At 72.5% G+C, this 24,694-nt stretch carries 23 protein-coding genes and 1 tRNA gene; 7 read left to right on the top strand and 17 right to left on the bottom strand.

What is annotated here, in order from left to right:
- The first annotated feature begins 163 nt into the window (after window positions 1-163).
- Both D7I43_RS05740 and D7I43_RS05735 read left to right on the top strand, forming a co-directional pair.
- A complete protein-coding gene (locus D7I43_RS05740) occupies window positions 164-382 on the top strand; it encodes a hypervirulence associated TUDOR domain-containing protein (protein WP_120327426.1) in 219 nt (72 codons plus the stop codon).
- Entirely contained in the window at window positions 372-851 is a 480-nt protein-coding gene (locus tag D7I43_RS05735) for a DUF3140 domain-containing protein (protein WP_120327327.1), read from the top strand. The genes D7I43_RS05740 and D7I43_RS05735 overlap by 11 nt, the downstream gene beginning before the upstream one ends.
- A gap of 205 nt (window positions 852-1,056) precedes the next feature.
- On the opposite strand, the gene polA is transcribed toward D7I43_RS05735, so the two are convergent.
- The 11 genes from polA to D7I43_RS05675 all read right to left on the bottom strand — a co-directional run bounded on the left by polA (window position 1,057) and on the right by D7I43_RS05675 (window position 13,845).
- Window positions 1,057-3,756 (bottom strand): DNA polymerase I, encoded by a 2,700-nt coding sequence (polA, locus tag D7I43_RS05730; protein ID WP_120327326.1) that lies wholly within the window; start codon window positions 3,754-3,756, stop codon window positions 1,057-1,059.
- Between the two features lie 190 nt (window positions 3,757-3,946).
- The gene (locus D7I43_RS05725; RefSeq protein ID WP_120327325.1) at window positions 3,947-4,753 is read right to left on the bottom strand and encodes an amino acid ABC transporter ATP-binding protein; all 807 of its coding nucleotides are present in this window, start codon (window positions 4,751-4,753) and stop codon (window positions 3,947-3,949) included.
- A complete protein-coding gene (locus D7I43_RS05720; protein ID WP_120327324.1) occupies window positions 4,750-5,733 on the bottom strand; it encodes an amino acid ABC transporter permease in 984 nt (327 codons plus the stop codon). The genes D7I43_RS05725 and D7I43_RS05720 overlap by 4 nt, the downstream gene beginning before the upstream one ends.
- A gap of 6 nt (window positions 5,734-5,739) precedes the next feature.
- A complete protein-coding gene (locus tag D7I43_RS05715; RefSeq protein WP_120327323.1) occupies window positions 5,740-6,645 on the bottom strand; it encodes an ABC transporter substrate-binding protein in 906 nt (301 codons plus the stop codon).
- Between the two features lie 35 nt (window positions 6,646-6,680).
- Complete coding sequence (locus tag D7I43_RS05710; RefSeq protein ID WP_120327322.1) at window positions 6,681-7,391, bottom strand: ABC transporter ATP-binding protein; 711 nt, start codon at window positions 7,389-7,391, stop codon at window positions 6,681-6,683.
- Entirely contained in the window at window positions 7,381-8,226 is an 846-nt protein-coding gene (locus D7I43_RS05705) for an ABC transporter ATP-binding protein (RefSeq protein ID WP_120327321.1), read from the bottom strand. The genes D7I43_RS05710 and D7I43_RS05705 overlap by 11 nt, the downstream gene beginning before the upstream one ends.
- On the bottom strand, window positions 8,219-9,364 hold the full coding sequence (locus D7I43_RS05700; RefSeq protein ID WP_120327320.1) for a branched-chain amino acid ABC transporter permease: 1,146 nt from the start codon (window positions 9,362-9,364) through the stop codon (window positions 8,219-8,221). The genes D7I43_RS05705 and D7I43_RS05700 overlap by 8 nt, the downstream gene beginning before the upstream one ends.
- A complete protein-coding gene (locus D7I43_RS05695) occupies window positions 9,361-10,311 on the bottom strand; it encodes a branched-chain amino acid ABC transporter permease (RefSeq protein WP_120327319.1) in 951 nt (316 codons plus the stop codon). Before D7I43_RS05695 ends, D7I43_RS05700 begins: the two co-directional genes overlap by 4 nt.
- 106 nt (window positions 10,312-10,417) lie before the next feature.
- Complete coding sequence (locus D7I43_RS05690) at window positions 10,418-11,578, bottom strand: branched-chain amino acid ABC transporter substrate-binding protein (RefSeq protein ID WP_120327318.1); 1,161 nt, start codon at window positions 11,576-11,578, stop codon at window positions 10,418-10,420.
- A 258-nt stretch (window positions 11,579-11,836) separates the two neighbouring features.
- Entirely contained in the window at window positions 11,837-13,027 is a 1,191-nt protein-coding gene (locus tag D7I43_RS32695) for a hypothetical protein (RefSeq protein WP_158610075.1), read from the bottom strand.
- 197 nt (window positions 13,028-13,224) lie between these two features.
- Window positions 13,225-13,845 (bottom strand): ANTAR domain-containing response regulator, encoded by a 621-nt coding sequence (locus D7I43_RS05675; RefSeq protein WP_120327316.1) that lies wholly within the window; start codon window positions 13,843-13,845, stop codon window positions 13,225-13,227.
- Between the two features lie 96 nt (window positions 13,846-13,941).
- On the opposite strand from D7I43_RS05675, the gene D7I43_RS05670 reads away from it, so the two are divergent.
- A tRNA-Leu gene (locus D7I43_RS05670) sits at window positions 13,942-14,025 on the top strand.
- A gap of 359 nt (window positions 14,026-14,384) precedes the next feature.
- A complete protein-coding gene (locus D7I43_RS33470) occupies window positions 14,385-14,807 on the top strand; it encodes a hypothetical protein (RefSeq protein ID WP_240032809.1) in 423 nt (140 codons plus the stop codon).
- Between the two features lie 71 nt (window positions 14,808-14,878).
- On the opposite strand, the gene D7I43_RS05660 is transcribed toward D7I43_RS33470, so the two are convergent.
- Complete coding sequence (locus D7I43_RS05660) at window positions 14,879-16,042, bottom strand: trans-sulfuration enzyme family protein (RefSeq protein WP_120327314.1); 1,164 nt, start codon at window positions 16,040-16,042, stop codon at window positions 14,879-14,881.
- A gap of 102 nt (window positions 16,043-16,144) precedes the next feature.
- Between D7I43_RS05660 and D7I43_RS05655 the strand changes: the two genes are divergently transcribed.
- The 3 genes from D7I43_RS05655 (at window position 16,145) to D7I43_RS05645 (ending at window position 19,343) form a co-directional block, all read left to right on the top strand.
- On the top strand, window positions 16,145-16,624 hold the full coding sequence (locus D7I43_RS05655; RefSeq protein ID WP_120327313.1) for an Lrp/AsnC family transcriptional regulator: 480 nt from the start codon (window positions 16,145-16,147) through the stop codon (window positions 16,622-16,624).
- 46 nt (window positions 16,625-16,670) lie between these two features.
- Window positions 16,671-17,681 carry an LLM class flavin-dependent oxidoreductase gene (locus D7I43_RS05650; protein WP_192902073.1) on the top strand — a complete coding sequence of 337 codons (1,011 nt, stop codon included), beginning with the start codon at window positions 16,671-16,673 and terminating at the stop codon, window positions 17,679-17,681.
- A gap of 228 nt (window positions 17,682-17,909) precedes the next feature.
- On the top strand, window positions 17,910-19,343 hold the full coding sequence (locus tag D7I43_RS05645) for a pyridoxal-dependent decarboxylase (protein WP_240032808.1): 1,434 nt from the start codon (window positions 17,910-17,912) through the stop codon (window positions 19,341-19,343).
- Window positions 19,344-19,410: 67 nt separating this feature from the next.
- Here the strand turns inward: D7I43_RS05645 and D7I43_RS05640 are convergent, their stop codons facing one another.
- The 5 genes from D7I43_RS05640 to D7I43_RS05620 form a co-directional block, all read right to left on the bottom strand.
- Window positions 19,411-19,875 carry an RrF2 family transcriptional regulator gene (locus D7I43_RS05640; RefSeq protein ID WP_120327310.1) on the bottom strand — a complete coding sequence of 155 codons (465 nt, stop codon included), beginning with the start codon at window positions 19,873-19,875 and terminating at the stop codon, window positions 19,411-19,413.
- Between the two features lie 62 nt (window positions 19,876-19,937).
- Window positions 19,938-20,822: an acyl-CoA thioesterase gene (locus tag D7I43_RS05635; RefSeq protein WP_120327309.1), complete on the bottom strand. Its 885-nt coding sequence runs from the start codon at window positions 20,820-20,822 to the stop codon at window positions 19,938-19,940.
- A complete protein-coding gene (pyk, locus tag D7I43_RS05630; RefSeq protein WP_120327308.1) occupies window positions 20,819-22,267 on the bottom strand; it encodes a pyruvate kinase in 1,449 nt (482 codons plus the stop codon). Before pyk ends, D7I43_RS05635 begins: the two co-directional genes overlap by 4 nt.
- 429 nt (window positions 22,268-22,696) lie before the next feature.
- Window positions 22,697-23,062, bottom strand: a complete 366-nt coding sequence (locus D7I43_RS05625; RefSeq protein WP_120327307.1) for a YciI family protein — start codon at window positions 23,060-23,062, stop codon at window positions 22,697-22,699.
- 334 nt (window positions 23,063-23,396) lie between these two features.
- The gene (locus D7I43_RS05620; RefSeq protein WP_120327306.1) at window positions 23,397-24,284 is read right to left on the bottom strand and encodes an alpha/beta fold hydrolase; all 888 of its coding nucleotides are present in this window, start codon (window positions 24,282-24,284) and stop codon (window positions 23,397-23,399) included.
- Window positions 24,285-24,694 lie beyond the last annotated feature (410 nt).

Below are 24,694 nucleotides of genomic sequence, written 5' to 3'. Positions count from 1 at the left end.
GCGGTGGCACGCGGTGATCATGAGGTTATCGCCCCGACACGCCGAGTGAAGAGGCAGTAACTTCATGATCACCGCGTGGGGTCGGGGACCTCGGGCCGGCGGGGGCGCCGCCAAGCGAGGCGTGGAGCCGTTTTCGGCGGTCCGCCCCGGGTACGCCGACGGCATGGCCGAGAAGCAGGAGTTCCGCAGAGGCGACCACGTCTCCTGGGCCAGTCACAGCGGCCGGGCGTACGGCGTGGTCAAGGAGAAGCTCACCGAGCGCACCCACGTGCGCGGGCACGCCGTGAACGCCTCGGAGGAGCAGCCGCAGTACCGGATCCGCAACGACGACTCGGGCCGGGACGTCGCCCACCGCCCGGAGGTGCTGCGCCGTGAGCGGTGACGACGACGTCCGCGAGGCCCAGCGCGAGTTCACCGAGGCCGTGAACATGAAGCCGCGCGAGCTGGCGTCGTGGCTCGAGACCGACGAGTCGAAGCACGTGGGCTGGCGCCGCAAGGGCACCCGCGGCGGCGAGTCGGTGGGCCACGAGTCGGGCCGGCGGATCATCGACCTGCTGCGCCGCAAGCGCGGCGAGTTCTCCGCGGCCGACGTCAAGCACATGCGCAAGGTCGTGGCGTACGTGCGGCGGCACATGGCCCAGCGCCCCTCCGGCGACGTCCGGAACACCCGGTGGCGCTGGTCGCTCATGAACTGGGGTCACGACCCGCTCAAGGCCCCGCTCCCGCCGCCGGGCGGCCGGTCCCGCCAGGCCCTCGAACGGCACGGGACCCCGCCACCGTCCCGTCGCAGCCCGGAGCCGGGCCAGCGGCGGCCGGCCCGACCGGGTCGCGTCCGGCAGCGGCCCCGCTGAGGCGCGCCGGCGGACTCCGCCGGGTGGCCGGGAACGCCAGCAGCGGCCCCGCTGAGGCACGCCGGCGGACTCCGGCCGGTGGCCGGGAACGCCAGCAGCGACCGCCGCCGAGGCGCGAACCCGTGGACCCGCCGGGAGACCGATCACGCCGGCAGCGACCGCGCTGGGGCGCCCGCGGGCGGTCCCGACGGTTCGGCCGGTGCGGTCAGTGGTCGGCGCTGTTCCAGTCCCGGCCCTCGCCCACGGAGACCTCCAGCGGCACGGACAGCGGGTAGGCGGCGCCCATCTCCCGCCGGACCAGCTCCTCAAGGGCCCGCCGCTCACCGGGAGCCACCTCGAAGACCAGCTCGTCGTGCACCTGCAACAGCATCCGGGAGCCCAGCCCGGCCTCGCGCAGCGCCGTGTCGACCCGCAGCATGGCGACCTTGATGATGTCGGCCGCGGAACCCTGGATGGGGGCGTTGAGCGCCATCCGCTCGGCCATCTCCCGCCGCTGCCGGTTGTCGCTCACCAGGTCGGGCAGGTAGCGGCGCCGGCCGAGGATCGTCGACGTGTAGCCGTCGTGCCGGGCGCGCGCCACCACCTCCTGGAGGTAGTCGCGGACGCCCCCGAAGCCGGCGAAGTAGTCCTCCATGAGCCCGCGCGCCTCCTCGGCGCTGATCCCGAGCTGCTGGGAGAGGCCGAAGGCGCTCAGCCCGTACGCGAGCCCGTAGTTCATCGCCTTGATCTTGCGGCGCTGGTCGGGCGTGACCTCGGTGAGCGGTACCTTGAACACCGACGACGCCGTGGCGGCGTGGAAGTCGGCTCCGGAGTTGAACGCGTCGATCAGGGCGTCGTCGGAGGAGAGGTGCGCCATGATCCGCATCTCGATCTGGCTGTAGTCGGCGGTGAGCAGGCACTCGTAGCCCTCCCCCACCACGAACGCCCGCCGGATCCGCCGCCCCTCCTCCGTGCGGATGGGGATGTTCTGCAGGTTGGGCTCGGTCGAGGAGAGCCGGCCGGTGGCCGCCACCGTCTGGTTGAAGGTGGTGTGGATCCGGCCGTCGTCGGAGACCGACTTGAGCAGCCCGTCGACCGTCGACTTCAGCTTGGCCACGTCCCGGTGGCGCAGCAGGTGGGCCAGCACGGGGTGCGGGTTCTGCGCGTAGAGCCACTGCAGCGCGTCGGCGTCGGTCGTGTAGCCCGTCTTGATGCGCTTCGTCTTGGGCAGGCCCAGCTCGCCGAAGAGGATCTCCTGGAGCTGCTTCGGCGAGCCCAGGTTGAACTCCCGCCCGACGGCCTCGTACGCGCCCTGCGCGGCGGCCTTCACCTCGGCCGCGAAGTGCGCCTCCAGCTCGGAGAGGTAGTGCGTGTCGGCGGCGATGCCGGTGCGTTCCATCCCGGCGAGCACCCGCATGAGCGGCAGCTCCACCCCGGCCATGAGCCGGGCCGACTGCTCGCCGTCGCGGGACAGCTCGGCGTCGATGGCGTCGGCCAGGTCGAGGGTGGCCCGCGCCTGGAGCATCAGGTTCTGCTCGGCCTCGCCGTCGTTGCCGAGCCCCTCCAGGGTGAGCTGGCCGGTGTCGGGCGCGTCGACGCGCAGCTCCCGGTGCAGGTAGCGCAGGGCCAGGTCGGTGAGGTCGTAGGAGCGCTGGTCGGGCCGGGCCAGGTAGGCCGCGATCTGCGTGTCGCGGACGATCCCCTCCAGCGACCATCCGTGCGCCGCGCAGGCGAGCACGGCCGGCTTGGCGTCGTGCAGCACCTTCGGGCGGTCGGCGTCGGCGAGCCAGGCGGCCAGGGCGACCTCGTCGGCCGGGTCGAGGCGGGCCGGGTCGAACCAGGCCGCGGCGCCGCCGGCGGTGGCCAGGGCCATGCCGAGCACCGAGGCGGTGTGCCGCCGGTTCGGGCCGGTGTCGAGCTTCACGGCCACGCCGACCGGCGTGCCGGCCGGCGCGTGCGTGCCGAGCCAGCCCGTCAGCACGCCCGGCTCGGTGAGCACCTCGCCGGTCAGGTCGAAGCCGGACTCCGCCTCCGGCTCCACCGCTTCCAGGTACTGGTAGAGGCGGTCGCGCAGGATGCGGAACTCGAGGGTGTCGAAGACCTGGTGCACCGCCTCGCGGTCCCAGCCCGGCCACCGCGCGTCCTCCGGGCGCAGCGGCAGCTCCAGGTCGGAGACCAGGCAGTTGATCTCGTAGTTGCGGATCACGTCGGCGAGCCGCTCGCGCAGGCTGTCGCCGGCCTTGCCCTTGATCTCGTCGGCCCGGGCCACGATGCCCTCCACCCCGCCGTAGGTGGTGATCCACTTGGCGGCGGTCTTCGGGCCGACACCCGGGACGCCGGGCAGGTTGTCGCTGGTCTCGCCGACGAGGGCGGCCAGGTCGCGGTAGCGCTCCGGGGGCACCCCGTACTTCGCCTCGACGGCGGCCGGGTCCATCCGGGCCAGGTCGGAGACGCCCTTGCGCGGGTAGAGCACGGTGATGTTGTCGCCGACGAGCTGGAACGCGTCCCGGTCGCCGGTCGTGATGAGCACCGACATGCCCTGGTCGCGGGCCTGGCAGGCGAGCGTGGCGATCACGTCGTCGGCCTCGTAGCCCTCCTTCTCCACGACCGGGATGCGCAGCGCCGCGAGGACCTCCTTGACGAGGCTGACCTGCCCCTTGAAGTCGGTCGGGGTCTCGCTGCGGCCGGCCTTGTACTCCGCGTACTTCTCGGTGCGGAAGGAGCGGCGGGACACGTCGAACGCGACGACGATGTGCGTCGGCTGCTCGTCGCGCAGCACGTTGATGAGCATCGAGGTGAAGCCGTAGACCGCGTTGGTGGGCTGCCCCGTCGTGGTGGAGAAGTTTTCCACCGGCAGGGCGAAGAACGCCCGGTATGCCAGGGAGTGTCCGTCGACGAGGAGCAGGCGCGGCGTCGTAGCTGTCACGGCAGCGACTCTAGCCCGGGCGTACGACCAAATGGCAGCGGCGGGGCGGGGCGGCGCGCCCCCGCGCTCCGGGCGTCGCCGGCCGGCCCCGACCGCGCGCCGGCGGCGGGCCGCGACCGCCGCGGCGGCGGACGCCGGGCCCCACGGGAGGCGCGCCCGCCGGGGGCGGGTCTCCCGTGCGGCCCGGCCGCTACAGCACCTTGGCGAGGAAGGTCTTCGTCCGCTCGTGCCGCGGGTTGGCGATCACCTCGCGCGGGTTGCCGCGCTCGACCACGACGCCGCCGTCCATGAACACCAGCGTGTCGCCGACCTCCCGGGCGAAGCCGATCTCGTGGGTCACCACGATCATCGTCATGCCGTCGCGGGCCAGGTCCTTCATGACGTCGAGGACCTCGCCGACCAGTTCCGGGTCGAGGGCGCTGGTCGGCTCGTCGAAGAGCATGAGCTTCGGCTGCATGGCCAGAGCCCGGGCGATGGCGACCCGCTGCTGCTGGCCACCGGAGAGCTGGCCCGGGTAGTTGCCCATCTTGTCGGCGAGGCCGACACGGGCCAGCAGTGCCTCGGCCCGCTCCCGGACCGCGGCCTTCGGCTCCCGCTTGACCCGCACCGGCGCCTCGATGACGTTCTCCAGGGCGGTCATGTGCGGGAACAGGTTGAACCGCTGGAACACCATGCCGATCGCGCGGCGCTGCGCGGCGACCTCCTTCTCGCGCAGCTCGTGCAGCTTGCCGCCGCGCTCCCGGTAACCGATCAGGTCGCCGTCCACCCAGATCCGACCGGCGTTGATCTTCTCCAGGTGGTTGATGCAGCGCAGGAAGGTGGACTTGCCGGAGCCGGACGGCCCGAGCAGGCAGCACACCTCGCCGCTGCGCACCTCCAGGTCGATGCCCTTGAGCACCTCGATGTGGCCGAACGACTTGTGCACCTGCTCGGCCCGCACCATCAGCTCCGACTCGGCCGCCGGCGCGCCCGTCTGGGTGGGGATCAGCTCGCTCATCCCACCGCCCCCTGACCGCCTCCGCCGCCCTGCTCGGCCGCGATCGTACGCAGCCGCAGCCGGGCCCGCCCGGCCGGGCCGTAGCCCTTGCCGAAGTGCCGCTCCAGGAAGTACTGGCCGACCAGCAGGATGCTCGTGAGGAACAGGTACCACAGGCAAGCCGCCACGTACATCGGGAAGATCTGGAACGTCCGCTTGCCCACCGCGTCGAGCTGGAAGAACAGCTCGACGCTGACCGGCACGTACAGCAGCAGCGACGTGTCCTTGAGCATGGCGATCGTCTCGTTGCCCGTGGGCGGGATGATCACCCGCATGGCCTGCGGCAGCACCACGCGGCGCAGCAACTGGCCGCGGCTCATGCCGAGCGCCTGGGCGGCCTCGGTCTGCCCCGGGTCCACCGACTGGATGCCGGCCCGGACGATCTCGGCCATGTACGCCGCCTCGGACAGCGCGAGCCCCAGCAGGCCGGCCATGAACCCGGTGAGGATGTCCCGCGACGAGAACCCGAACAGGCGCAGCTGCAGGTTGTCGATGCCGAACAACTGGCCGAGCTGGGTGTCGAACGGCACCCCGAACTCGATCCGGCTCCACAGGATGCCGATGTTGCCGAACACCGCCAGCAGGACGAGCCGGGGCACGGCGCGGAAGAACCAGGTGTAGAGCCAGGCCACCCCGCGCAGGATCGGGTTGTCGGACAGCCGCATGATCGCGACCACGACGCCCAGCGCGACGCCGATCACCATGGCCGACACCGTCATGAGCACCGTGCCGCGCAGCAGGCCCTCGATGATCGGCGGGCGGAACATCTTGTCCACCATGAACGACCAGTTGAAGGCGTCGTTCGTGACCAGCACGTGGACGAACATCGCGGCCAGCACGGCCAGCACGGCCACCGTCACCCAGCGGCCCGGGTGCCGTACGGGCACGGCGCGGATCGGCTCCGGCCGTGCCCGTACGGTTGTCACTTCCTCGGATTCCATGTCGCGTTACGGGTTGATCGCGGGGTCCGTGATCGCGCCGTCGCCCACCTTCCACTTGTCGAGCACCGTCTTGTACGACCCGTCGGCGATCAGCGCCTTCGTGGCGTCCCGGACGGCCTCGGCGAACGCGGTCTGGTCCTTGGCCACGACGTAGCCGTACGGCGCCGCCTCGTACTGCTTGTCGAGCAGTTCGAGGGCCCCGTTGGACTGGGTCACCGCGTACACGCCCACCGGGTAGTCGGCGAGCATGGCGTCGTCCTTGCCCGAGACCACGGCGGCCGTCGCGGCGTCCTGGCCCGGGAACTGCTCGACGGTGATGGCCGGCTTGCCGGCGTCGGTGCAGGCCTTGGACCGCTTCTCGATGTCCTCGACCTGGACGGTGTCCTTCTGCACGGCGATCTTCTTGCCGCAGGCGTTGTCGATCGTGACGCCGGCCGGGTTGCCCGCCTTGGTCACCCACTGCGTGCCGACCTGGAAGTAGCTGATCATGTTGGCCTGCGTCTTGCGCTCGTCGTTGATCGTGAACGACGAGACGCCGACCTCGTACTTGCCGGAGTTGACGCCCGCGATGATGTCGCCGAACGGCGCCGAGACGAACTCGGCCTGCAGGCCGAGCTTCTGGGCGACCGCGGTGAACAGCTCCACGTCGAAGCCGACGACCGTCTTGCCGTCCTCGTCGAGGAACTCGGCCGGGGCGTACGTCGAGTCGGTGCCGACCACGATCTTGCCGTCCGCCTTGATCGCGTCCGGCACCTTGTCGGCCAGGGAGGTGTCCGCCGAGGCGCTGACCGTGGGCCCGGTGCCGGTCGCCTCGCCGCCCTCCTCCTCACCGCAGGCGGCGAGGGAGAGCAGCAGCGCGGCCGCCCCGGCGGCGCCGAGCACGGCCCGGCGCCGACCAGTGATGTTGAACATGTCGTGCACTCCTTGCGATGAGGGGTGGCGGCCGGTCAGGCGACGCCGAGGTAGGCGTCCTTGACCGACGGGTCGTGCAGGAGTTCCTGGCCGGTGCCGCTCTTGACGATCCGGCCGGTCTCCAGCACGTACGCCCGGTGCGCCCGGGCCAGTGCCTGCTGCGCGTTCTGCTCCACCAGCAGGATGGTGGTGCCCTGCTCGTTGATCTCCGTGATGATGTTGAAGATCTGCTGGATCAGCATCGGAGCCAGCCCCATCGATGGCTCATCCAGCAGCAGCAGCTTGGGACGGCTCATCAGCGCACGGCCGACGGCCAGCATCTGCTGCTCGCCGCCGGAGAGCGTACCGCCATGCTGCTTACGCCGTTCCGCCAGCCGCGGGAACAGGGTGAGCACCCGGTCGAGGTCCTGGGCGACACCCGCCCGGTCCCGGCGGGTGTAGGCCCCCATGTCCAGGTTCTCCAGCACCGTCATGCCCGGGAAGATGCCCCGGCCCTCGGGCGCCTGGCAGAGCCCCCGGCGCACCCGCAGGTCCGCCCGCAGCTTCGTGATGTCCTCACCGTCGAACCGGATCCGGCCGCTGGCGACCGGCCGGATGCCGGAGATCGCGCGCATCGTGGTCGTCTTGCCGGCGCCGTTCGCGCCGATCAGGGCCACGATCTCGCCCTCACCCACGGTCAGGCTGATGCCGTGCAGCGCCTGGATCCGCCCGTACAGCAGGCTCACGTCTTCGATCTCAAGCAGCATCGTCCGGCACCCCCAGGTACGCCGCGATCACCTTCGGGTCCTCCCGCACCTCGCCCGGCAGGCCCTCGGCGATCTTCTTTCCGAACTCCAGCACCACGATCCGGTCCGTGACGCCCATGACCAGGCGCATGTCGTGCTCGATCAGCAGGACGGTCACGCCCGTGTCCCGGATCTGCCGGATGAGCTGGAGCAGCTCCTCCTTCTCGGCCGGGTTGAAGCCCGCGGCCGGCTCGTCCAGGCACAGCAGCACCGGGTCGGTGGCCAGCGCCCGGGCGATCTCCAGCCGGCGCTGCTCGCCGTAGGAGAGGTTGCGGGCGAACTCGTGCATCCGGTGCCGGATGCCGACGAACTCCAGGAGGCGCTCGGCCTTCTCCCGGCCCTCGCGCTCCTCGCGCCAGTGCCGGGGCAGCCGCAGCAGCGCCGAGATCACGCTGGTCTTGTGGTGCGCGTCCGCGCCCACCAGCACGTTCTCCTGCGCGGTCATCTCGGGGAAGAGGCGGATGTTCTGGAACGTCCGCGCCATGCCCATCCGGGTGATCTGGTGGCGCTTCTTGCCACTGATCTTCTGCCCCCGGAACCGGATCTCCCCCTCGGTGGGCTGGTAGATGCCGGTCATCGCGTTGAAGCAGGTGGTCTTGCCGGCGCCGTTCGGGCCGATGAGACCGAGGATCTCCCCCTTGTACAGGGTGAAGTCCACCTGGTTGAGCGCGACCACGCCGCCGAAGCGCAGCGTGACGTTGTCCACCTCCAGCAGCGGCTCCCGCTCGGACACCGCCTCGACGGCCGGGGCGGGCGCCTGCGCCGGAACGGCCGGCTTCTGCTCCGTCTCACTCACCGACGGTCACCTCCTTGCGACGGTCCTTGAACTCCGCCGCCCGTCGCCGGTTCGGGATGAGGCCCTGCGGCCGGAAGATCATCATCACCACGAGGACCACGCCGAAGAAGAGGAACCGGAACTCGTACAGCTCGATGCCGAACAGCTCGATGCCGCGGAACCGCTCGATCATGTACGCCACGAGGCCGCCGCCGACGATCGCGCCGACGATGTTGCCCGAGCCGCCGAAGATGACCGCGGCAAGGATGATGATCGAGTTGAGCAGCTCGAAGTTCTGGGAGTTCACGAAGTTCTGCTTGCCCGCGAAGAGCGCACCGGCGAGACCCGCGATGGCCGCGCCCGCCGCGAACGCCCACAGCTTGAACTTGAACGTCGGCACACCCATCAGCTGGGCCGCGTCCTCGTCCTCGCGGATCGAGATCCAGGCCCGGCCGACCCGGCTGTGGGTCAGGTTCCGCACCCCGATGACGACCAGGATGATCAGCGTGAGCACCAGCCAGTAGTACGGGCGGGCGTCGAGCACACCGAAGACCGGCCGGCCGTCGGCGTACTGGCCCGGCGGGTGCGGGATCTGGTTGAAGCCCCGCTGCCCCTTCAGGAACTCCGAGCTGACCGCCGCGATCCGGATCATCTCGGCGAAGCCGAGGGTCACCAGCGCGAGGTAGTCACCGCGCAGCCGCAGCGTCGGCGTACCGAGCATGACGCCGGAGACCATGGTCAGCGCGATCGCGATCGGCACCACCACCAGCCACGGCCAGAGCGTCTTGATGTCGCTGCTCGGCGACGTCAGCACCGCCACGGTGTACGCGCCGACGGCGAAGAAGCCGAAGTAGCCCAGGTCGAGCAGGCCGGCGAAGCCGACCACGATGTTCAACCCGACCGCCATCAGCACGTAGATGGAGACGGTGAACAGCACCTGCGTGAAGTTCGCGCCGGGCGTCGGGATCGGCCCGAGGTACTGGTAGAACTCCTTGTTCGGCAGCGCGTAGAAGAACACGATCACCGCTGCCAGCAGCGCCCAGCGCACCCAGCGCGGCGCGTGGTGCCACCGCTCGGAGATCGCCTCGCGTCCGTGCCGCAGCCGCGTCGTGAACGCTTCCCGCTGCTCCGGGCTCGGCCCGTTAACGGTCGTCGTCATGCCCGTGCCCTCCCGAGCGACTCGCCCAGCAGGCCGGTGGGCCGGAACATCAGGAGCACCACCAGCACCGCGAAGGCGGCGAAGTCCTTCCACTGCGTGCCGAACAGGCCCGACGCGTAGTTCTCGATCACACCCAGCAGCAGACCACCCAGCAGCGCGCCGCGCAGGTTGCCGATGCCGCCGAGCACCGCGGCCGTGAAGGCCTTGAGGCCGAGCAGGAAGCCGACGCTGTAGGTCAGCGTCTGGATCCGTACGTCGTAGAGCAGGCCGGCCACGCCCGCCATGGCGCCACCCGCGATGAAGACCATCAGGATGATGCGGTCCTTGTTCACGCCCATCAGCGCGGCGGTGTTGGCGTCCTGGGCGACCGCCCGGATGCCGCGGCCGGTACGGCTGCGGTTGATGAACAGGTCCAGCGCGATCATCATGACCAGCGCGGCGCCGATGGTGAGCAGCTGCACCCCGTCGATGGGCACGCCCGCGATGTGGAACAGCGGCTTCGTGCCGACCAGGATCGGGGCGCCCTCGGGCAGGCGGCGGGTGTAGACGCCGAACGCCTCCGAGATGGCGATGGACGCGCCGATCGCGGTGATCAGGAACGCCAGCGGCGGCGCGTTGCGCTTACGCAGCGGCCGGTACGCCACCCGCTCGATGACGGTGGCCGTGCCGGCGGAGGCGATCGCCGCGACGATCATCGCCACCAACAGGTAGAACATGATCGATCCAACGCCGCTGACCTGCGAGTTCTGGTCGAGACCGAACCCGTTCCAGGTCCAGATCGCGGCGAACGCGCCGGCGATGAACACCTCGGAGTGGGCGAAGTTGATGAGTCGGAGCACGCCGTAGACCAGCGTGTACCCCAGCGCGACCAGGGCGTAGATAGAGCCCTGTGTCAGGCCGGTCGTGGTGAGTTCCCCGAAGTTGGAGAACAGGCCGTCGAAGTTCAAGGGTGGGACGCTCCATCGGGTCTGGAGAGATAAAAGGGGTGCGGCCGGGAGCGAGCTCCCGGCCGCACCCGCGATCACAACTCAATCGCTCTAGCAGCGACCGACGTCAGGCCTTCGGGATCTCCTGGTCCGGGACGACCTTGCCGCCCTGCACCTTGTAGGCCCAGATCTTGACCTGCGCCGGGTCCAGCTCGCCGCCCTCCACGAACTTGTAGCTGGCCGCGACACCCTCACCGCTGTAGCCCTTCACGAACTCCAGCAGGCCCTCGCGGGTGGTCTTGCCCGCCTTGATGCCGGCGAGCAGGATGTTGGCCGCGTCGTAGGCGGTGTCGCTGTAGGTGCCCGGGTCGGTGCCGTTGAGCGCCTTGAACTCCTCGACGAACGTACCGCGGGCCTCGGTGGCCGGCTGGCACGGGCAGGTGAGGATGGTGCCCTCGGCCGCCGCCGCACCCGCCGAGGTGATGTAGGCGGGGTCGTTGACGCCGTCACCGGCGACCAGCGGCGCGGTGACGCCGGCAGCGGTGAGCTGCTTACGGATCAGGCCGGCCTCCTGGTAGTAGCCGCCGTAGAAGATCGCCTTCACGTTGGCGGCCTTGACCTTGGTGACCACGGCGGAGAACTCGACCTGCTTGCCCTCGCCCTGGACCTTGTCGGTGCCGACGACCGCCGGGCCGAGGATCTTCTTGACCTCGTCGGCCAGGCCGGCGCCGTACGCGGACTGGTCGTCGATGACGAAGACCCGGTCGGCCTTCATCACGTTCTTGATGTAGGTGCCGGCGGCCGGGCCCTGGCTGAGGTCGTTGCCGACCACGCGGAAGAACGTCTTCCAGCCCTGCTCGGCGAGGCTGGGACGGGTCGCGGAGGCGGTGATGGCCACCAGACCGGCCTCGTGGAACAGCGGGCCGGCGGCCTCCGACTCACCCGAGTAGGCCGGGCCGACGATGCCGAGGATCTTCGGGTCGTCGATGGCCTTCTGCGCCAGCTGCGGGGCCTGGTCCGGGCTGCCCTGCGAGTCCAGCTCGACCAGCTCGACCTTGCAGTCGGCGTTCTCCTTGTTGTACTTGTCGACGGCCAGCTTGACGCCGTTGTTCTCGTTGATGCCGAGCGCCGCCGAGCTGCCGGTCAGCGCGCCGAAGAACGCGATCTTGTTGCCGCACTTGTCGCCGCCGGACGCGGCGTCGTCACCGCCGCTGGAGCAAGCGGCGCCACCGGCGACGAGCGCCAGCATGGCGACTCCACCGAGCACACGCGTGAGCTTCTGCCTCAAGGCCCGAACCCTCCTCCGTCCCATGGTTCGAACCACCCGCTGGCCATTGGCCCTTGCGGAGCGTACGAACCAGACCGTCGTCTCCGGTCTGGGGCCGGACGTTATCCCACCGCTGAGGTGTGACGTAAGCCCCAAGCGACCGGGTTGACCGAACCGTTACACGCCGTGGCGGATCGGAAACGATCGCTGTAAGAAGCCTGGATCCGGAAGACTCTTTACGCCCGTCAGTTCGGTAACGAGCGACACCGGGATCGCCCGCTACCGATCGACCGCCGACACCGGCGCCCACCAGGCACGGGACCCCTGACCATCGTCAGCGGCCAACAGGAGACGCCCCCCATGGGCAACCACCGACACCGCCGCGTCACCCCTGTCCGGCACCTCGGCCGGCATGACCACCGGCGACCACGAACCACCCGAATCCGCCGAGCACCACAGTGCGTGACCCTCACCGTCAGCGACCGCCGCCACCAGGACCCGATCCACCCCCGCCAACCCGGCCACCGACGCCACCCCCGACCCCGCCGCCGGGAACCCACCGACCCGCCGCCAGGACCCCGCCGCACCGGCCGCCACCGACGCCCGCCACGCCGCGAACCCGTCACCCACCGGACCCACCGCCACCACCGAGCCGGCCACCGCCACCACCCGCTGCGCCTGCCCCCGCCCACCCGGCGCCGGCAACTCCACCCGCCGCCACCCCACCCCGTCCGCCGACGTCCAGGCCACCGGCGCCAGCACCGTCCCCCCGGCCGGCAGCACCGCACCCACCACCAACCACCCCGGCCCCAGGGCCGACCCGTCGTACGCCGACGTCCGGCCGCGCCCGTCGCCGGCCAACTCCGGCAGACCCTCGCGCAGCGTGAACCCACCACCGTCCACAGAGGTCCACACCGCCGCCCCATCGGCCCGCGCGCCGACGATCAGCCAACCGGCCGGACCGCCCACCACCCGCGCCGCGCTCACCGCCCGCGGCCCACCGAACCGCTCGAACGGCGCCGGCACCTCCCGCAACGCGCCGCCCGACGCCTGGATCCAACTGCTCGTCCGCGGATTCCCGTGCACGCCACCGGTCGCCGCCCCGAGCGCCGCCAACCGCGCCTCCCGGCACGCCGCCGCGTACAGCAGCTGCTGCCGACCGTAGAAACTCGACGGTGACACCGGCAGCGCCGACCACACCAGCCCGTCACCGCTCGACCAGACGGCCGGCCGGATCACGCCGGACCCGTCGGCCACCCCACCCACCAGGAACCAGTGGCCGGCGCACACGACCGCGTCGCGCACCATCGGGCGACCCGGGGCGCCGGGCGGCGCCGGCAGCGTCACCGACTGCCAGGCCGGGCGCACCAACGGCGGATCGTCGCCGTCGACCGCCGTGCCGCGCCCACAGCCGGCCACCACCAGCACGGCGAGCACACCGCACACCGCGAGCACGCGCCGGACGAACACGGATCCGATGCTATCGATCGGCAGGCCCCCGACGGCTCCCCCGCACGGCCGACCGCCGATGTCCCCACGCCGCCCCGCTCGGCGGCCCGGGGGGCGGGCGAGCGCCGGTGTCCACCAGACCGCCTCGCGCGGCGCGACCCCGGAGCGGCGACCGTGCCCGGTCCTCCGGCCGCCGTCGCCGGCCCGTCAGACTCCCGTCAGGAGGCGGGGCGCGGCGCCTCCCCGCCGGCGGTCTCCACGAGGATCCGCTCGGCGACCTCCTTCATGGTCATCCGGTGGTCCATGGCCGTCCGCTGGATCCACTTGAACGCCTGCGGCTCGGTCATCCCGTACGTCGTCATCAGCGCGCCCTTGGCGCGCTCCACCGTCTTGCGGACCTCCAGGCGGTCCGTCAGGCCGGCCACCTCCGCCTCCAGGGCGGCGATCTCCGAGTAGCGGGAGAGGGCGATCTCCACGGCCGGCACCAGGTCGCTCTTCTGGAAGGGCTTCACGAGGTACGCCATCGCCCCCGCCGCCCGGGCCCGCTCGACCAGGTCCCGCTGGCTGAACGCGGTCAGGATGATCACCGGGGCGATCCGGGCGCCGGCGATGCGCTCGGCGGCGGCCAGCCCGTCCATGATCGGCATCTTGATGTCGAGGATGACCAGGTCGGGCTTGAGCTCCTCGGCGAGCCGGACGGCGGTCTCACCGTCGCCGGCCTCCCCCACCACCTCGTAGCCCTCTTCGACCAGCATCTCGGCGAGGTCCAGCCGGATGAGCGCCTCGTCCTCGGCGATCAGCACCCGCCTGCGCTCGGTGTCCGTCTGCGTCTCCGCCACGAGCCCTACCCCCACCATTGATCTCGGCACGGTTACCACCCATGCTCTCGCATGAGCCTAGTCGGGTACAGTGAGCCACACCCCCTCCAGGGTGACGCCGGGATGATGGAATCGGCAGACATGAATGCCTCAAAAGCATTTGCCCGACAGGGCGTGCGGGTTCGAGTCCCGCTCCCGGCACTTTTGTCATACATGCGTTCGAAGATGCCTGCGTGCACTCCCTCGACATTCGCGCTCGCGCTCGTCGGCAGTACCTCGCCGGCAGCACGGTGGCGGAGGTAGCCCGCCAGTTCGGCCTTCCGTACCCCACCGTTCGCCACTGGTGCAGAGACCGCCCAGAGCCGAAGCAACCCGGCACGGCGTCGCGGTGCTTCCGATGCCGGAGCGACGTCGACAATCCGACAGACCCAGCCGCCTACGCCTACCTGGTCGGCCTCTACCTCGGTGACGGCCACCTGGTCACCAGTGCCCGGGTTCCGTTTCTGCGGATCTACTGCGCCGACGCCTGGCCAGGCCTCGTCGATGCCTGCGAGCAGGCCATGAAGGCCGTGCTGGCCCTATCGGTGCAACGGGTCCGGCACGAGGGCTGCGTCAAGGTGCAGAGCTACGGCAAGCACTGGCCGTGCCTGTTGCCTCAGCACGGGCCGGGCAGGAAGCACGAGCGCCCCATCGTCCTCGCCGACTGGCAGCGGGAGATCGTCAGCGCCCACCCCGGTGACTTCCTGCGCGGCCTGTTCCACTCCGACGGCTGCCGGGCGAGCAACCGGGTGACGGTCCGCGGCAGGGAGTACGTCTACCCGCGCTACCTGTTCACCAACGAGTCGGCCGACATCATGGGGCTCTGCCAGTGGGCGCTGGACCTGCTCGGCATCTCGTGGCGGATGAACCGGCGCAACTCGCTCTCGGTGGCCCGCCGGGCGGCAGTGGCGGCCCTGGACCGGCACGTCGGCCCGAAGTCGTGAGGCGGCCCGCCCCCGGTCCGGCGCGGGCCGGCCCGAGGCCGGGAAGGCCGCCCCCGGTCGGCCGGAGGCGGTCAGGCGATGCGGGCGAGCGCCTGGTCGAGGTCCGCGCGGAGGTCCTCCGGGTCCTCCAGGCCGACGGAGATCCGCAGCAGCCCGCCGGCGGGCTTCGCGTCGCCCTCGACGGGGCGGTGGGTGAGCGACGCCGGGTGCTGGATGAGGGTGTCCACCCCGCCGAGGGAGACGGCGTGGGTGATGAGGCGGCAGGCGCCGGCGACGGTCGCGGCGGCCGGGGCGCCGCCGCGTACCTCGACGGCGAGGAGGCTGCCGGTGCCGGTCATCTGCCGGCCGACGAGGCCGGCGGGGTCGTGCGCGGACGGGTGGTGCACGCGTACGACGGCGGGGTGGCCGGCGAGCCAGCCGGCGAGCTTCTCGGCGGTGGCCTGTTGGGCGCGGACCCGGACGGGCAGGGTCTGCAGGCCGCGGTGCAGGAGGTACGCCCCGAGTGGGTGCAGGATCGCGCCGGTGACGGCGCGGACCTGCCGGAGCCGGGCGGCCCAGTCGGTGTCGCAGGCGACGACCCCGGCGAGGACGTCGCCGTGCCCGCCGATGCTCTTGGTGGCGCTGTGCAGCACGAGGGCGGCGCCGTGGCGGGCCGGCTGCTGGAGCACCGGGGTGGCGACGGTGTTGTCGACGAGCAGCGGCACGGGCCCGGCCGCGTCGGCGAGGGCGGCGATGTCGACCAGTTCGAGGGTGGGGTTGGCGGGGGTCTCGACGACGACGAGTGCGGTGTCCGGCCGGACGGCGTCGGCGACCTGGTCGGGGCGGGCCCAGGTGACGGTGGTGCCGAGCAGGCCGGTGGCGAGGACGTGGTCCGTGCCGCCGTAGAGGGGCCGCACGGCGACGACGTGGCGGCGGCCGTCGCGGGTGGCGGCCAGGACGGTGGCGGTGAGGGCGGCCATGCCGCTGGCGAAGGCGACGGACGCGGCGGTGCCTTCGAGGTCGGCGAGGGCGTTCTCGAAGCGGGCGACGGTGGGGTTCCAGAGCCGCTGGTAGACGGCGCTGTCGCCGGGGGTGAGGGGGTTGCCGCCGGCGAGGTTCTCGTAGGCGTCGCCGCCGACGTCGACCGAGGGCAGGGGGTTGGTGGTGGAGAGGTCGATGGGCGGCACGTGGACGCCGAGCGCGGTGAGGTCGTCGCGGCCGGCGTGCACCGCCCGGGTGTCCACGGACGTCGTCATGGGCCGAAGCGTCGAACATCAGGCCGGTATATGGCAATGGATCCGAAGATGATTCTGTGAAATGTCTTTGTGACTTCCTTGGATTCGGTGGAGGATGTGCGCATGGCCCCTCCCCCGAATGATGTGCGGCGCTTCGCGGCGCTGGACGACGTCGACCGCGCGATCCTCACGGAGCTGGCCGCGGACGGGCGGCTGCCGAACAACGCCCTCGCCGACCGGGTGGGTGTGGCGCCGTCGACGTGCCTGGCGCGGACGCGCGCGTTGCGGGAGAGCGGCGCGATCCGCGGGTTCCACGCGGAGATCGACCCGGCCGCGCTGGGGCTGCCGCTGCAGGCGCTGGTGTCGGTGCGGTTGAAGGCGCACGAGCGGCCGGCGGTGGACGCGTTCCGGGCGCGGTCGGTGCGGCTGCCCGGGGTGGTGTCGGTGTTCCACGTCGCGGGGGCGGACGACTACGTGCTGCACGTGCGGGCGGCCTCGGCGGACGCGCTTCGGGACTTCGTGCTGGACCATCTCGCGGTGGACCCGGCGGTGCAGCACACGCAGACGAGTCTCATCTTCGAGCAGGCGCGGGGCGTGGGATGAATCGCGTCGGGGAACAAATCCGGCGCGTGCGGGGTTGGCGAGGCGTGTGATCGACGTACCGCTCTCCGTTCTCGACCTTGCCCCCGTCGCGGCCGGCGCCTCCGCCGGCGAGGCCCTGCGCCACACGACCGAGCTGGCCCGGCGTACCGAGGAGCTGGGCTACCACCGGTTCTGGGTGGCCGAGCACCACAACATGCCGGCGATCGCCAGTTCGGCGCCGGCGGTGCTCATCGCGCACCTGGCCGCGGCGACCTCGACGATCCGGCTCGGGTCGGGTGGCGTCATGCTGCCCAACCACGCGCCGCTGGTGGTGGCCGAGCAGTTCGGCACCCTGGAGGCGCTGCATCCGGGCCGGATCGACCTGGGCATCGGCCGGGCGCCGGGCACCGACCAGGTGACGGCGCTGGCGCTGCGCCGCACGATGGAGGGGCTGTCGGCCGAGGGTTTCCCCCGGGAGCTGGCCGACCTCATGAACTACTTCAGCGGCGAGCGGCCGGGGCCGATCACGGCCACTCCGGGTAGGGGCCTTCAGCCGGCGATCTGGTTGCTGGGGTCGAGCGGCTTCAGCGCCCAGCTCGCCGGTCTGCTCGGGTTGCCGTTCTCGTTCGCGCACCACTTCAGTGCGCCGAACACCCTGCCCGCGCTGACGCTGTACCGGCAGCACTTCCGGCCGTCGCGCTGGCTGGACGAGCCGTACGCCATGGTGGCGGTGAACGTCGTCTGCGCGGAGACCGACGAGCGGGCGCGGTGGCTGGCGGGGCCGAGCGGGTTGTCGTTCCTGCGGTTGCGCTCGGGGCGGCCGGAGCCGCTGGCCACGCCGGAGGAGGCGGCCGCGTACCCGTACACGGAGGTGGAGCGGGAGTTCGTGGCGGCGCGCTGGGAGGGGCAGGCGATCGGGTCGCCGGAGACGGTTCGCCGGCAGCTCGCCGACCTGCGGGAGCGCACCGGCGCGGACGAGCTGATGCTCACCACGATGGTGTACGACGTGGCCGACCGGGTCCGCTCGTTCAAGCTGGTGGCGGAGGAGGTCGCCGGCGGGTTGCGCCGGGGCGCCTGAAACACGATCTTCACGCTGGCGTCACCCCCGCGACCCGGACGGCGCCTAGTTTGGAAGCCGGTGGTGGTACGGCGTTCCCGGTCGGGACGGGTCGGGGACGCCGCGGTGTGGCGCACCGGGCCGTGGCTGTGCGGATTCCGCGGTCACGGCCCGGTGCCTGCCTCCGGCGCCGGGGTCGTGATGCGGTTCCCCCTTGCCACCCGGCCGGTTTGTTGATCGACTCGACTCGTGGCTGAGCACATGGACCCCGAGGAGTTCCGGCGCGCCGGGTACGCCGTGGTGGACTGGATCGCCGACTACTGGTCGACGCTCGGGAAGCGTCCCGTGGTCTCGTCGGATCCGCCCGGCGCGGTGGCCGCCGCCCTGCCCGACGGCCCGACGGCGCAGGGCGAGCCCGTCGAGGCGGTCCTCGCCGACCTGGACGCGCTGGTCGCGCCTCGGCTCACGCACTGGCAGCACCCCGGCTTCTTCGGGTACTTCCCGGCCAACACGTCCGGCCCCAGCGTGCTGGGTGACCTGGTCAGCGCCGGTCTGGGCGTGCAGGGCATGCTCTGGGCCACCAGTCCCGCCTGCACGGAGCTGGAGACGGCGATGATGGACTGGCTCGCCGGGCTGCTCGACCTGCCGGAGAAGTTCCGGTCGCACACCCGCGGCGGCGGCGTCATCCAGGACTCGGCCTCCTCGGCGACGCTGGTGGCCACCCTCGCGGCGCTGCACCGGGCCGGCGGCGGCCGCTGGCGGGACGCCGGGGTGGACCGGCGGTACCGGGTGTACACGTCGACGCACGGGCACTCGTCGATCGAGAAGGCGGCACGGATCGCGGGGCTGGGGGCCGACGGCGTCCGCGTCGTGGCGGTGGATCCGCGGACCCAGGCGATGCGTCCGGACGCGCTGCGGGCGGCGATCGAGGCGGACCGGGCCGCCGGGGACGTGCCGGCGATCGTCGTGGCCACCATCGGGACGACGTCCACCACGGCGGTCGACCCGGTGCCGGAGATCGGGGCGATCTGCGCCGAGTTCGGGGTCTGGCTGCACGTGGACGCCGCGTACGCCGGTTCGGCCGCCGTCTGCCCGGAGCTGCGCTGGTCGCACGCGGGGCTGGAGTACGCCGACTCGTACTGCTTCGATCCGCACAAGTGGCTGCTCACCGGCTTCGACTGCGACGCGTTCTGGGTGGCCGACCGGGGTGAGCTGGTCGAGGCGCTCACGGTGATGCCGGAGTACCTGCGCAACGCCGCCACCGAGTCCGACGCGGTGATCGACTATCGGGACTGGCAGGTGCCGCTGGGTCGCCGGTTCCGGGCGTTGAAGCTCTGGTTCGTGCTGCGCTGGTACGGCGTCGAGGGGTTGCGGGCGCACATCCGTCGCGGGGTGGCCCTCGCGGCCCGCTTCGCCGACCGGGTCGCCGCCGACGAGCGGTTCGAGGTGACCGCGCCGCACCCGTTCTCGCTGGTCTGCTTCCGGCTGCGGGCCGACGACGAGGCCAACAGCGCGCTGCTGGCCCGGGTCAACGCCACCGGCCGGGTGCATCTCACGCACACGCGGGTCGACGGCCGCTACACGCTGCGGCTGGCGGTCGGTTCGCCGTACACGACCGAGGCGCACGTCGACGAGGCGTGGGACCTGCTCCGCGCGGCGGCCGACGAGCTCGGGGCCGGCTGAGGCCCGGACCGGCCGGCGGACGCCCGCGCCGGCGGGCGACCGGCCAGACCGGCGGGGCCGCGGTCGGTCAGGTCCAGGCGCGCGGGTCGGCCGCCAGCTCGGTGATCCGTGCGGGCAGGCTGCCGTTGGCCACGTCGGCGACCGTCACCAGTTCGAGGATCTCCCGCTCGCTGGCCCGCAGCGCGATCCAGACCTCCTGCAACGCGCGGGCCGCGCCGTGGTAGCCGAGCTGCTCGGGGCGCTGCCCCCGCACGTGGGCGAGAGGGCCGTCGATGATCCGGATGACCTCGGCGAGGGAGATCTCCTCGCCGGGGCGGGCCAGCCAGTAGCCGCCCTCCGGCCCCCGCTGCGCCTGCACGATGCCGCCGCGGCGCAGCTGGAGCAGGATGCTCTCCAGGAACTTGGGCGGGATCTCCTGGGCCCGGGCGATCTGGTCGGCGGTGACGGGCCGGCCCCGTCCGGGCCCGCTGGCCGTCGCCGCCAGCTCGGCCACCGCGCGGAGGGCGTAGTCGACCCGGGCGGATAGACGCATGCCGGACAGGTTATCGGGCTGGTCGGCCGCCCGGCCCGCCGGCCCCGGGGCCGGTCAGGCCGTCACTCGCCGACGCGGCGCAGCAGGCCCTCCTGCACGGCGCTGGCGATCTGCCGGCCGTCGACGGTGAACATGCGGCCGGTGGCCAGGCCACGGGCGTCGGACGCCGACGGGCTCCAGCAGTCGTAGAGGAACCACTCGTCGGCGCGGAACGGCCGGTGGAACCACAGCGCGTGGTCGAGGCTCGCGCCGACCACGCCGCCGGGCCCCCACACCTCGCCGTGCACCGAGAGCACCGAGTCGAGGAGGGTCAGGTCCGAGGCGTACGTGAGCGCGCAGGCGTGCAACAGCGGGTCGTCCGGCAGCTTGCCGTCGATGCGCATCCAGACCCGCTGGTGGGGGTTGGCGGGCCGGTCGCCGGGGCGGACCCAGCCGGGCTCGCCGACGTAGCGGACGTCGATGGGGCGGGGGATCTGGGCCCAGATGCCGAGCCGCTCGGGATAGCGGGACAGGCGGTCGGTCATCGTGGGCACCTCGTCCGGCCCGGGCACGTCGGGCGGGGCCGGCGCCTGGTGGTCCAGCCCCTCCTCGGCCCGGTGGAACGACGCCGACATGAAGAAGATCGGCTTGTCGTGCTGGAGCGCGACCGAGCGGCGTACCGAGAAGGAGCGGCCGTCGCGGACGTCCTCCACCTGGTACTCGATCGGCTCGGTCGGGTCGCCGGGGCGGACGAAGTAGCCGTGCAGCGAGTGCACGAGCCGCTCCGGGTCGACCGTGCGTCCCGCGGCCACGAGGGCCTGGCCGGCGACCTGGCCGCCGTACACCCGCTGCGGCCCGACCGGCGGGCTCATGCCCCGGAAGGTCATGTCGCCGGTCTGCTCTAGGTCGAGGACCTCGAGCAGTTGGTCGACCGCGGCCTGGCCGACCGCGACCTGTGGGCCGGTCACTGCAGCGCCCGCGCGGACGCCGCGTCGACCAGCGAGCCGAGCTGGTGGACGCGCAGGGTGTTCGTGGAGCCGGGGGTGCCGGGCGGGCTGCCCGCCACGATCACCACGTAGTCGCCGGGGTTTGCCCGGTTGAGGCCGAGCAGCGCCTGGTCGACCTGGCGGAACATGTCGTCGGTGTGCTCGACGAACGGCATGAGGAACGTCTCGACGCCCCAGGAGAGGGCGAGCTGGTTGCGCACCTCGGGCACGGGCGTGAACGCCAGCAGCGGCAGGTCGCAGTGCAGGCGGCTGAGCCGCCGCACGGTGTCGCCGGTCTGGGAGAAGGCGACCAGCGCCTTCGCGCCGATCGCGCGGGCGATCGAGGAGGCGGCGATGGTGAGCGCGCCGCCGTGCGTACGCGGGTCGTGCTGGAGCCGGGGCACGGCGATGGAGCCGGACTCGGTCGTCGTCACGATCTTGGCCATGGTGCTGACCGTGAGCACCGGGTACTTGCCGACGCTCGTCTCGCCGGAGAGCATCACCGCGTCCGCGCCGTCGAGGACGGCGTTCGCCACGTCCGAGGCCTCCGCCCGGGTGGGGCGCGAGTTCTCGATCATCGAGTCGAGCATCTGGGTGGCCACAATGACCGGCTTGGCGTTCTCCCGGCAGAGCTGCACGGCGCGCTTCTGCACCAGCGGCACCTGGTCGAGCGGGAGTTCGACGCCGAGGTCGCCGCGGGCGACCATGACGCCGTCGAAGGCCAGCACGATGGCCTCCAGGTGGTCCACCGCCTCCGGCTTCTCGACCTTGGCGAGCACCGGCCGCTGCACCCCGACCTCGTTCATGACGGCGTGCACGAGCTTGATGTCGTCGGCCGAGCGGACGAACGACAGGGCGATCATGTCGACGCCCAGACCCAGGGCGAAGCGCAGGTCCTCGGCGTCCTTCTCGGAGAGGGCGGGGACGCTGACCGCCACGTTCGGCAGGGAGACGCCCTTGTTGTTGGAGACCGGGCCGCCCTCGGTGACGAGGACCCGGATGTCGTTGCCCTGCACGTCGGTGACCTCGACGGCGACCCGGCCGTCGTCGATCAGCAGCCGGTCGCCGGGCTTCACCTCCTGCGGGAGCTTGCGGTAGGTGCAGGAGACGCGGTCCTTGGTGCCGAGGACGTCGTCACCGGTGATCACGACGGAGTCGCCGGTGCGCCACTCGTAGGGGCCGTCCGCGAACTTGCCCAGGCGGATCTTGGGGCCCTGGAGGTCGGCGAGGACCGCCACGGGCCGGCCCGCCGCCTCGGCCGCCTCCCGGACCAGCCGGTAGACCGCCTCGTGGTCGGCGTGGCTGCCGTGACTGAAGTTGAGCCTCGCCACGTTCATCCCGGCCTCGACGAGGCCCCGGATGCGCTCCGGAGACGAGGTGGCGGGACCGAGTGTGCAGACGATCTTCGCGCGGCGTGTCACGCCCATCAGGCTAGTCTCTCCTCCGGGTCGGGCTGTCCGCCGACCCCTTGCGGGCTGCGGATCAATTGTCCACCGTCGTGCGGCGCCCGCATGAGGGGGCGGGCGCAACCGCACCGGGGGGGCGGTGGTGGCTGGCGGGCAACGGCGACCGCGCGCCGGGAATCGTACGCCTCCCGTCCGCGCCGGCCGGCGCGGTCCTCCCGCAGCCCGGAGGCCGGAACGGCGCCGGCCGGCGGCGCCCGCGCGGGGCGGGCGCGTCCGGGACGGCGGTCCGGCCGGTGGAGGTCGTGGCCGTGCCCCTCGGGTCCGGGCGGCGCGAGCCGGCACGGGCCGCGGGCGCCCGCACGGGCTGCGCGAGCCTGGACCGGTTGCGCGAGCCGGCCTACGCCGCGCGAGCCGGCACGGCAGGGTTCGCCCCGCACGCCCGCCGGCGGCTCAGCTCTGCGCCTTGGCCAGCGGAAACTCCAGCGAGCCGGCGGGGCACAGGAACGTCATGACGTCCACCCGGTAGAGCCCGGCCTGCACCGCCGGGTCGGCCTCCATCACGCTGCGCACGTCCTCGACCGAGCCGGTGCGGGCCAACCCGAAGCCGATCGGCGGTGCCGGGTTGCGGGCCGGGCCGTCCACCGAACCGGCGACCAGGACGATGCCGCGGCGCTGCAACGCCTGCATGTGCTCGGCGTGCTCGGCCTGGAGCCGCTGGATCGTCTCGGCGGGCAGCGCCCGCCCGGCCGCACCGGGATACAGCACGATGCACTCGTACGTGTCGAGCGCGAAGTCCACCTGCGGCGCTCCCGCCATTGGCTGCCTCCTCCCGCCGTGGCGCCGCCGTCGCCGACCTGGGCGGGGTCGACGCCGCGGGCACGGGCCCAGCGTCGCACGGGCCGTGGCGGCGTATCCGACGCTCGGCCAATCCGGCGGGCCGTCCCGTTCCGACCCGGATCGGCGTCGCCCGCCCCGGCTGTCACCGTCTGGGCGGTAGCACTGGCGGTGGACGGCAGGCCGTGGGCCGGCGCGGCGCGGGCCGGCGCGCGGGTGGGCCGGCGCGCGGGTGGGCCGGCGTAATGGGGTGGGCCAGCGCGGCGCGGGCCGGCGCGCGGGTGGGCCGGCGTGGTGACCGGCCCACCCCGCCGGCTCACAGGGCGAGGCAGTTGGGCTGGACCGGGGCGCCGGCCAGCGCGGCGCGGATCACCGTGTACGTCGTGCCGTCGAGCACCAGGCCGAGGTGGCCCACGACGCGCAGCGGGCAGTACGCCTGGATCAGCACGTTCGTCGCCCCGTCGGCGAGCGTCGCGTTGTCCACCGGCCGGACGAGTTCGTCCTGGAGGGTGCGTACGGCCGTGTAGCGCACGGCGCCCGGAGTGTCGTCGCCGGCGTTCAGGTCGGCCAGGAACGCCGATCCGATCGACATCTGCTGGCAGGCGACGACGCCCGCGCAGCTGCCGAGGCCGAGGAACTTCAGGATGTTGGCCACGTACGTGCCGTACTGCGGGGTGCCGAGGCTGACGTAGCGGCCGACGGCGGCCGTCCCGCCCAGCCGCTTGAGGTAGTAGCGGGAGACGAGACCCCCCTCGGAGTGGCCGACCACGTCGACGGTGGCCGCTCCGGTCGCGGCCCGGACCTGGTCGACGTAGCCGGCGAACGAGCGGGCGGAGGCGGTGATGTCACCGAGGCCCAGCCCGGGCAGCTGGTAGATGAAGACGCGGTAGCCGTCGGCGCGCAGCCGGGCGGCGAGCGGTTCGTACGCGACGGCGACGCCGCTGAGCCCGCCGACGACGATGACCGGTCGCCCCGCGGTGGCGGCGACCGGTGCGCTGTGGACGGTGGCGGCGGTCGTGCCGGCGGGGGCGCTCGCCGGCGATGCGGCGGTGCCCTGGGCGGCGGGCGTTTCCGCGCTGGCGCGTGCCGGCGGGGCGGGCGTTTCCGCGCTGGCGCGTTCCGGCGCGGCGCCGGCGGTGGCGGGTGCGAGGAGGACGGCGGCGGTCGTGAGCGCGAGGGTGAGCGCGGTCTTTCGGAGCAGCACGGCTGCACCTCCGGTGGGAGGCACCCGGCGAACCGGGAGAACGGATGGGGGGTGTCCGATCGACCGTGAGACGATGATGCGCGCAACAATTCGGAAACGTCAATGACAAGTTACGCGACGGTAACCTGATGTTCCGGCCGGCGCGCGATCCGGCAAATCGGATGGGTCGGCGGCACGGCCGATCGGGCCGTCAGCCCGTCCGACAGGCCCCGACGGTGGCAGGCCGCAGTCGGCGGCGCCGGCCCGATGGGCGGGCGCTCAGCCCGGGTCGGAGGCGCGCTCAGCCCGGGTCGGGGGCGCGCTCAGCCTGGGTCGGGGGCGCGGTCAGCCTGGGTCGGGGGCGCGGTCAGCCCGGGGCGCCTGGTCAGCCGGGGTCGGGCACGACGCCCCGGCGCGCGGTCAGCCCGGGC

It is taken from the genome of Micromonospora globbae, from assembly GCF_003610785.1.
GTDB lineage: Bacteria > Actinomycetota > Actinomycetes > Mycobacteriales > Micromonosporaceae > Micromonospora > Micromonospora globbae.
The sequence above is the reverse complement of the archived record's forward strand: the minus strand, read 5'-3'. Positions and strand labels throughout refer to the sequence as shown.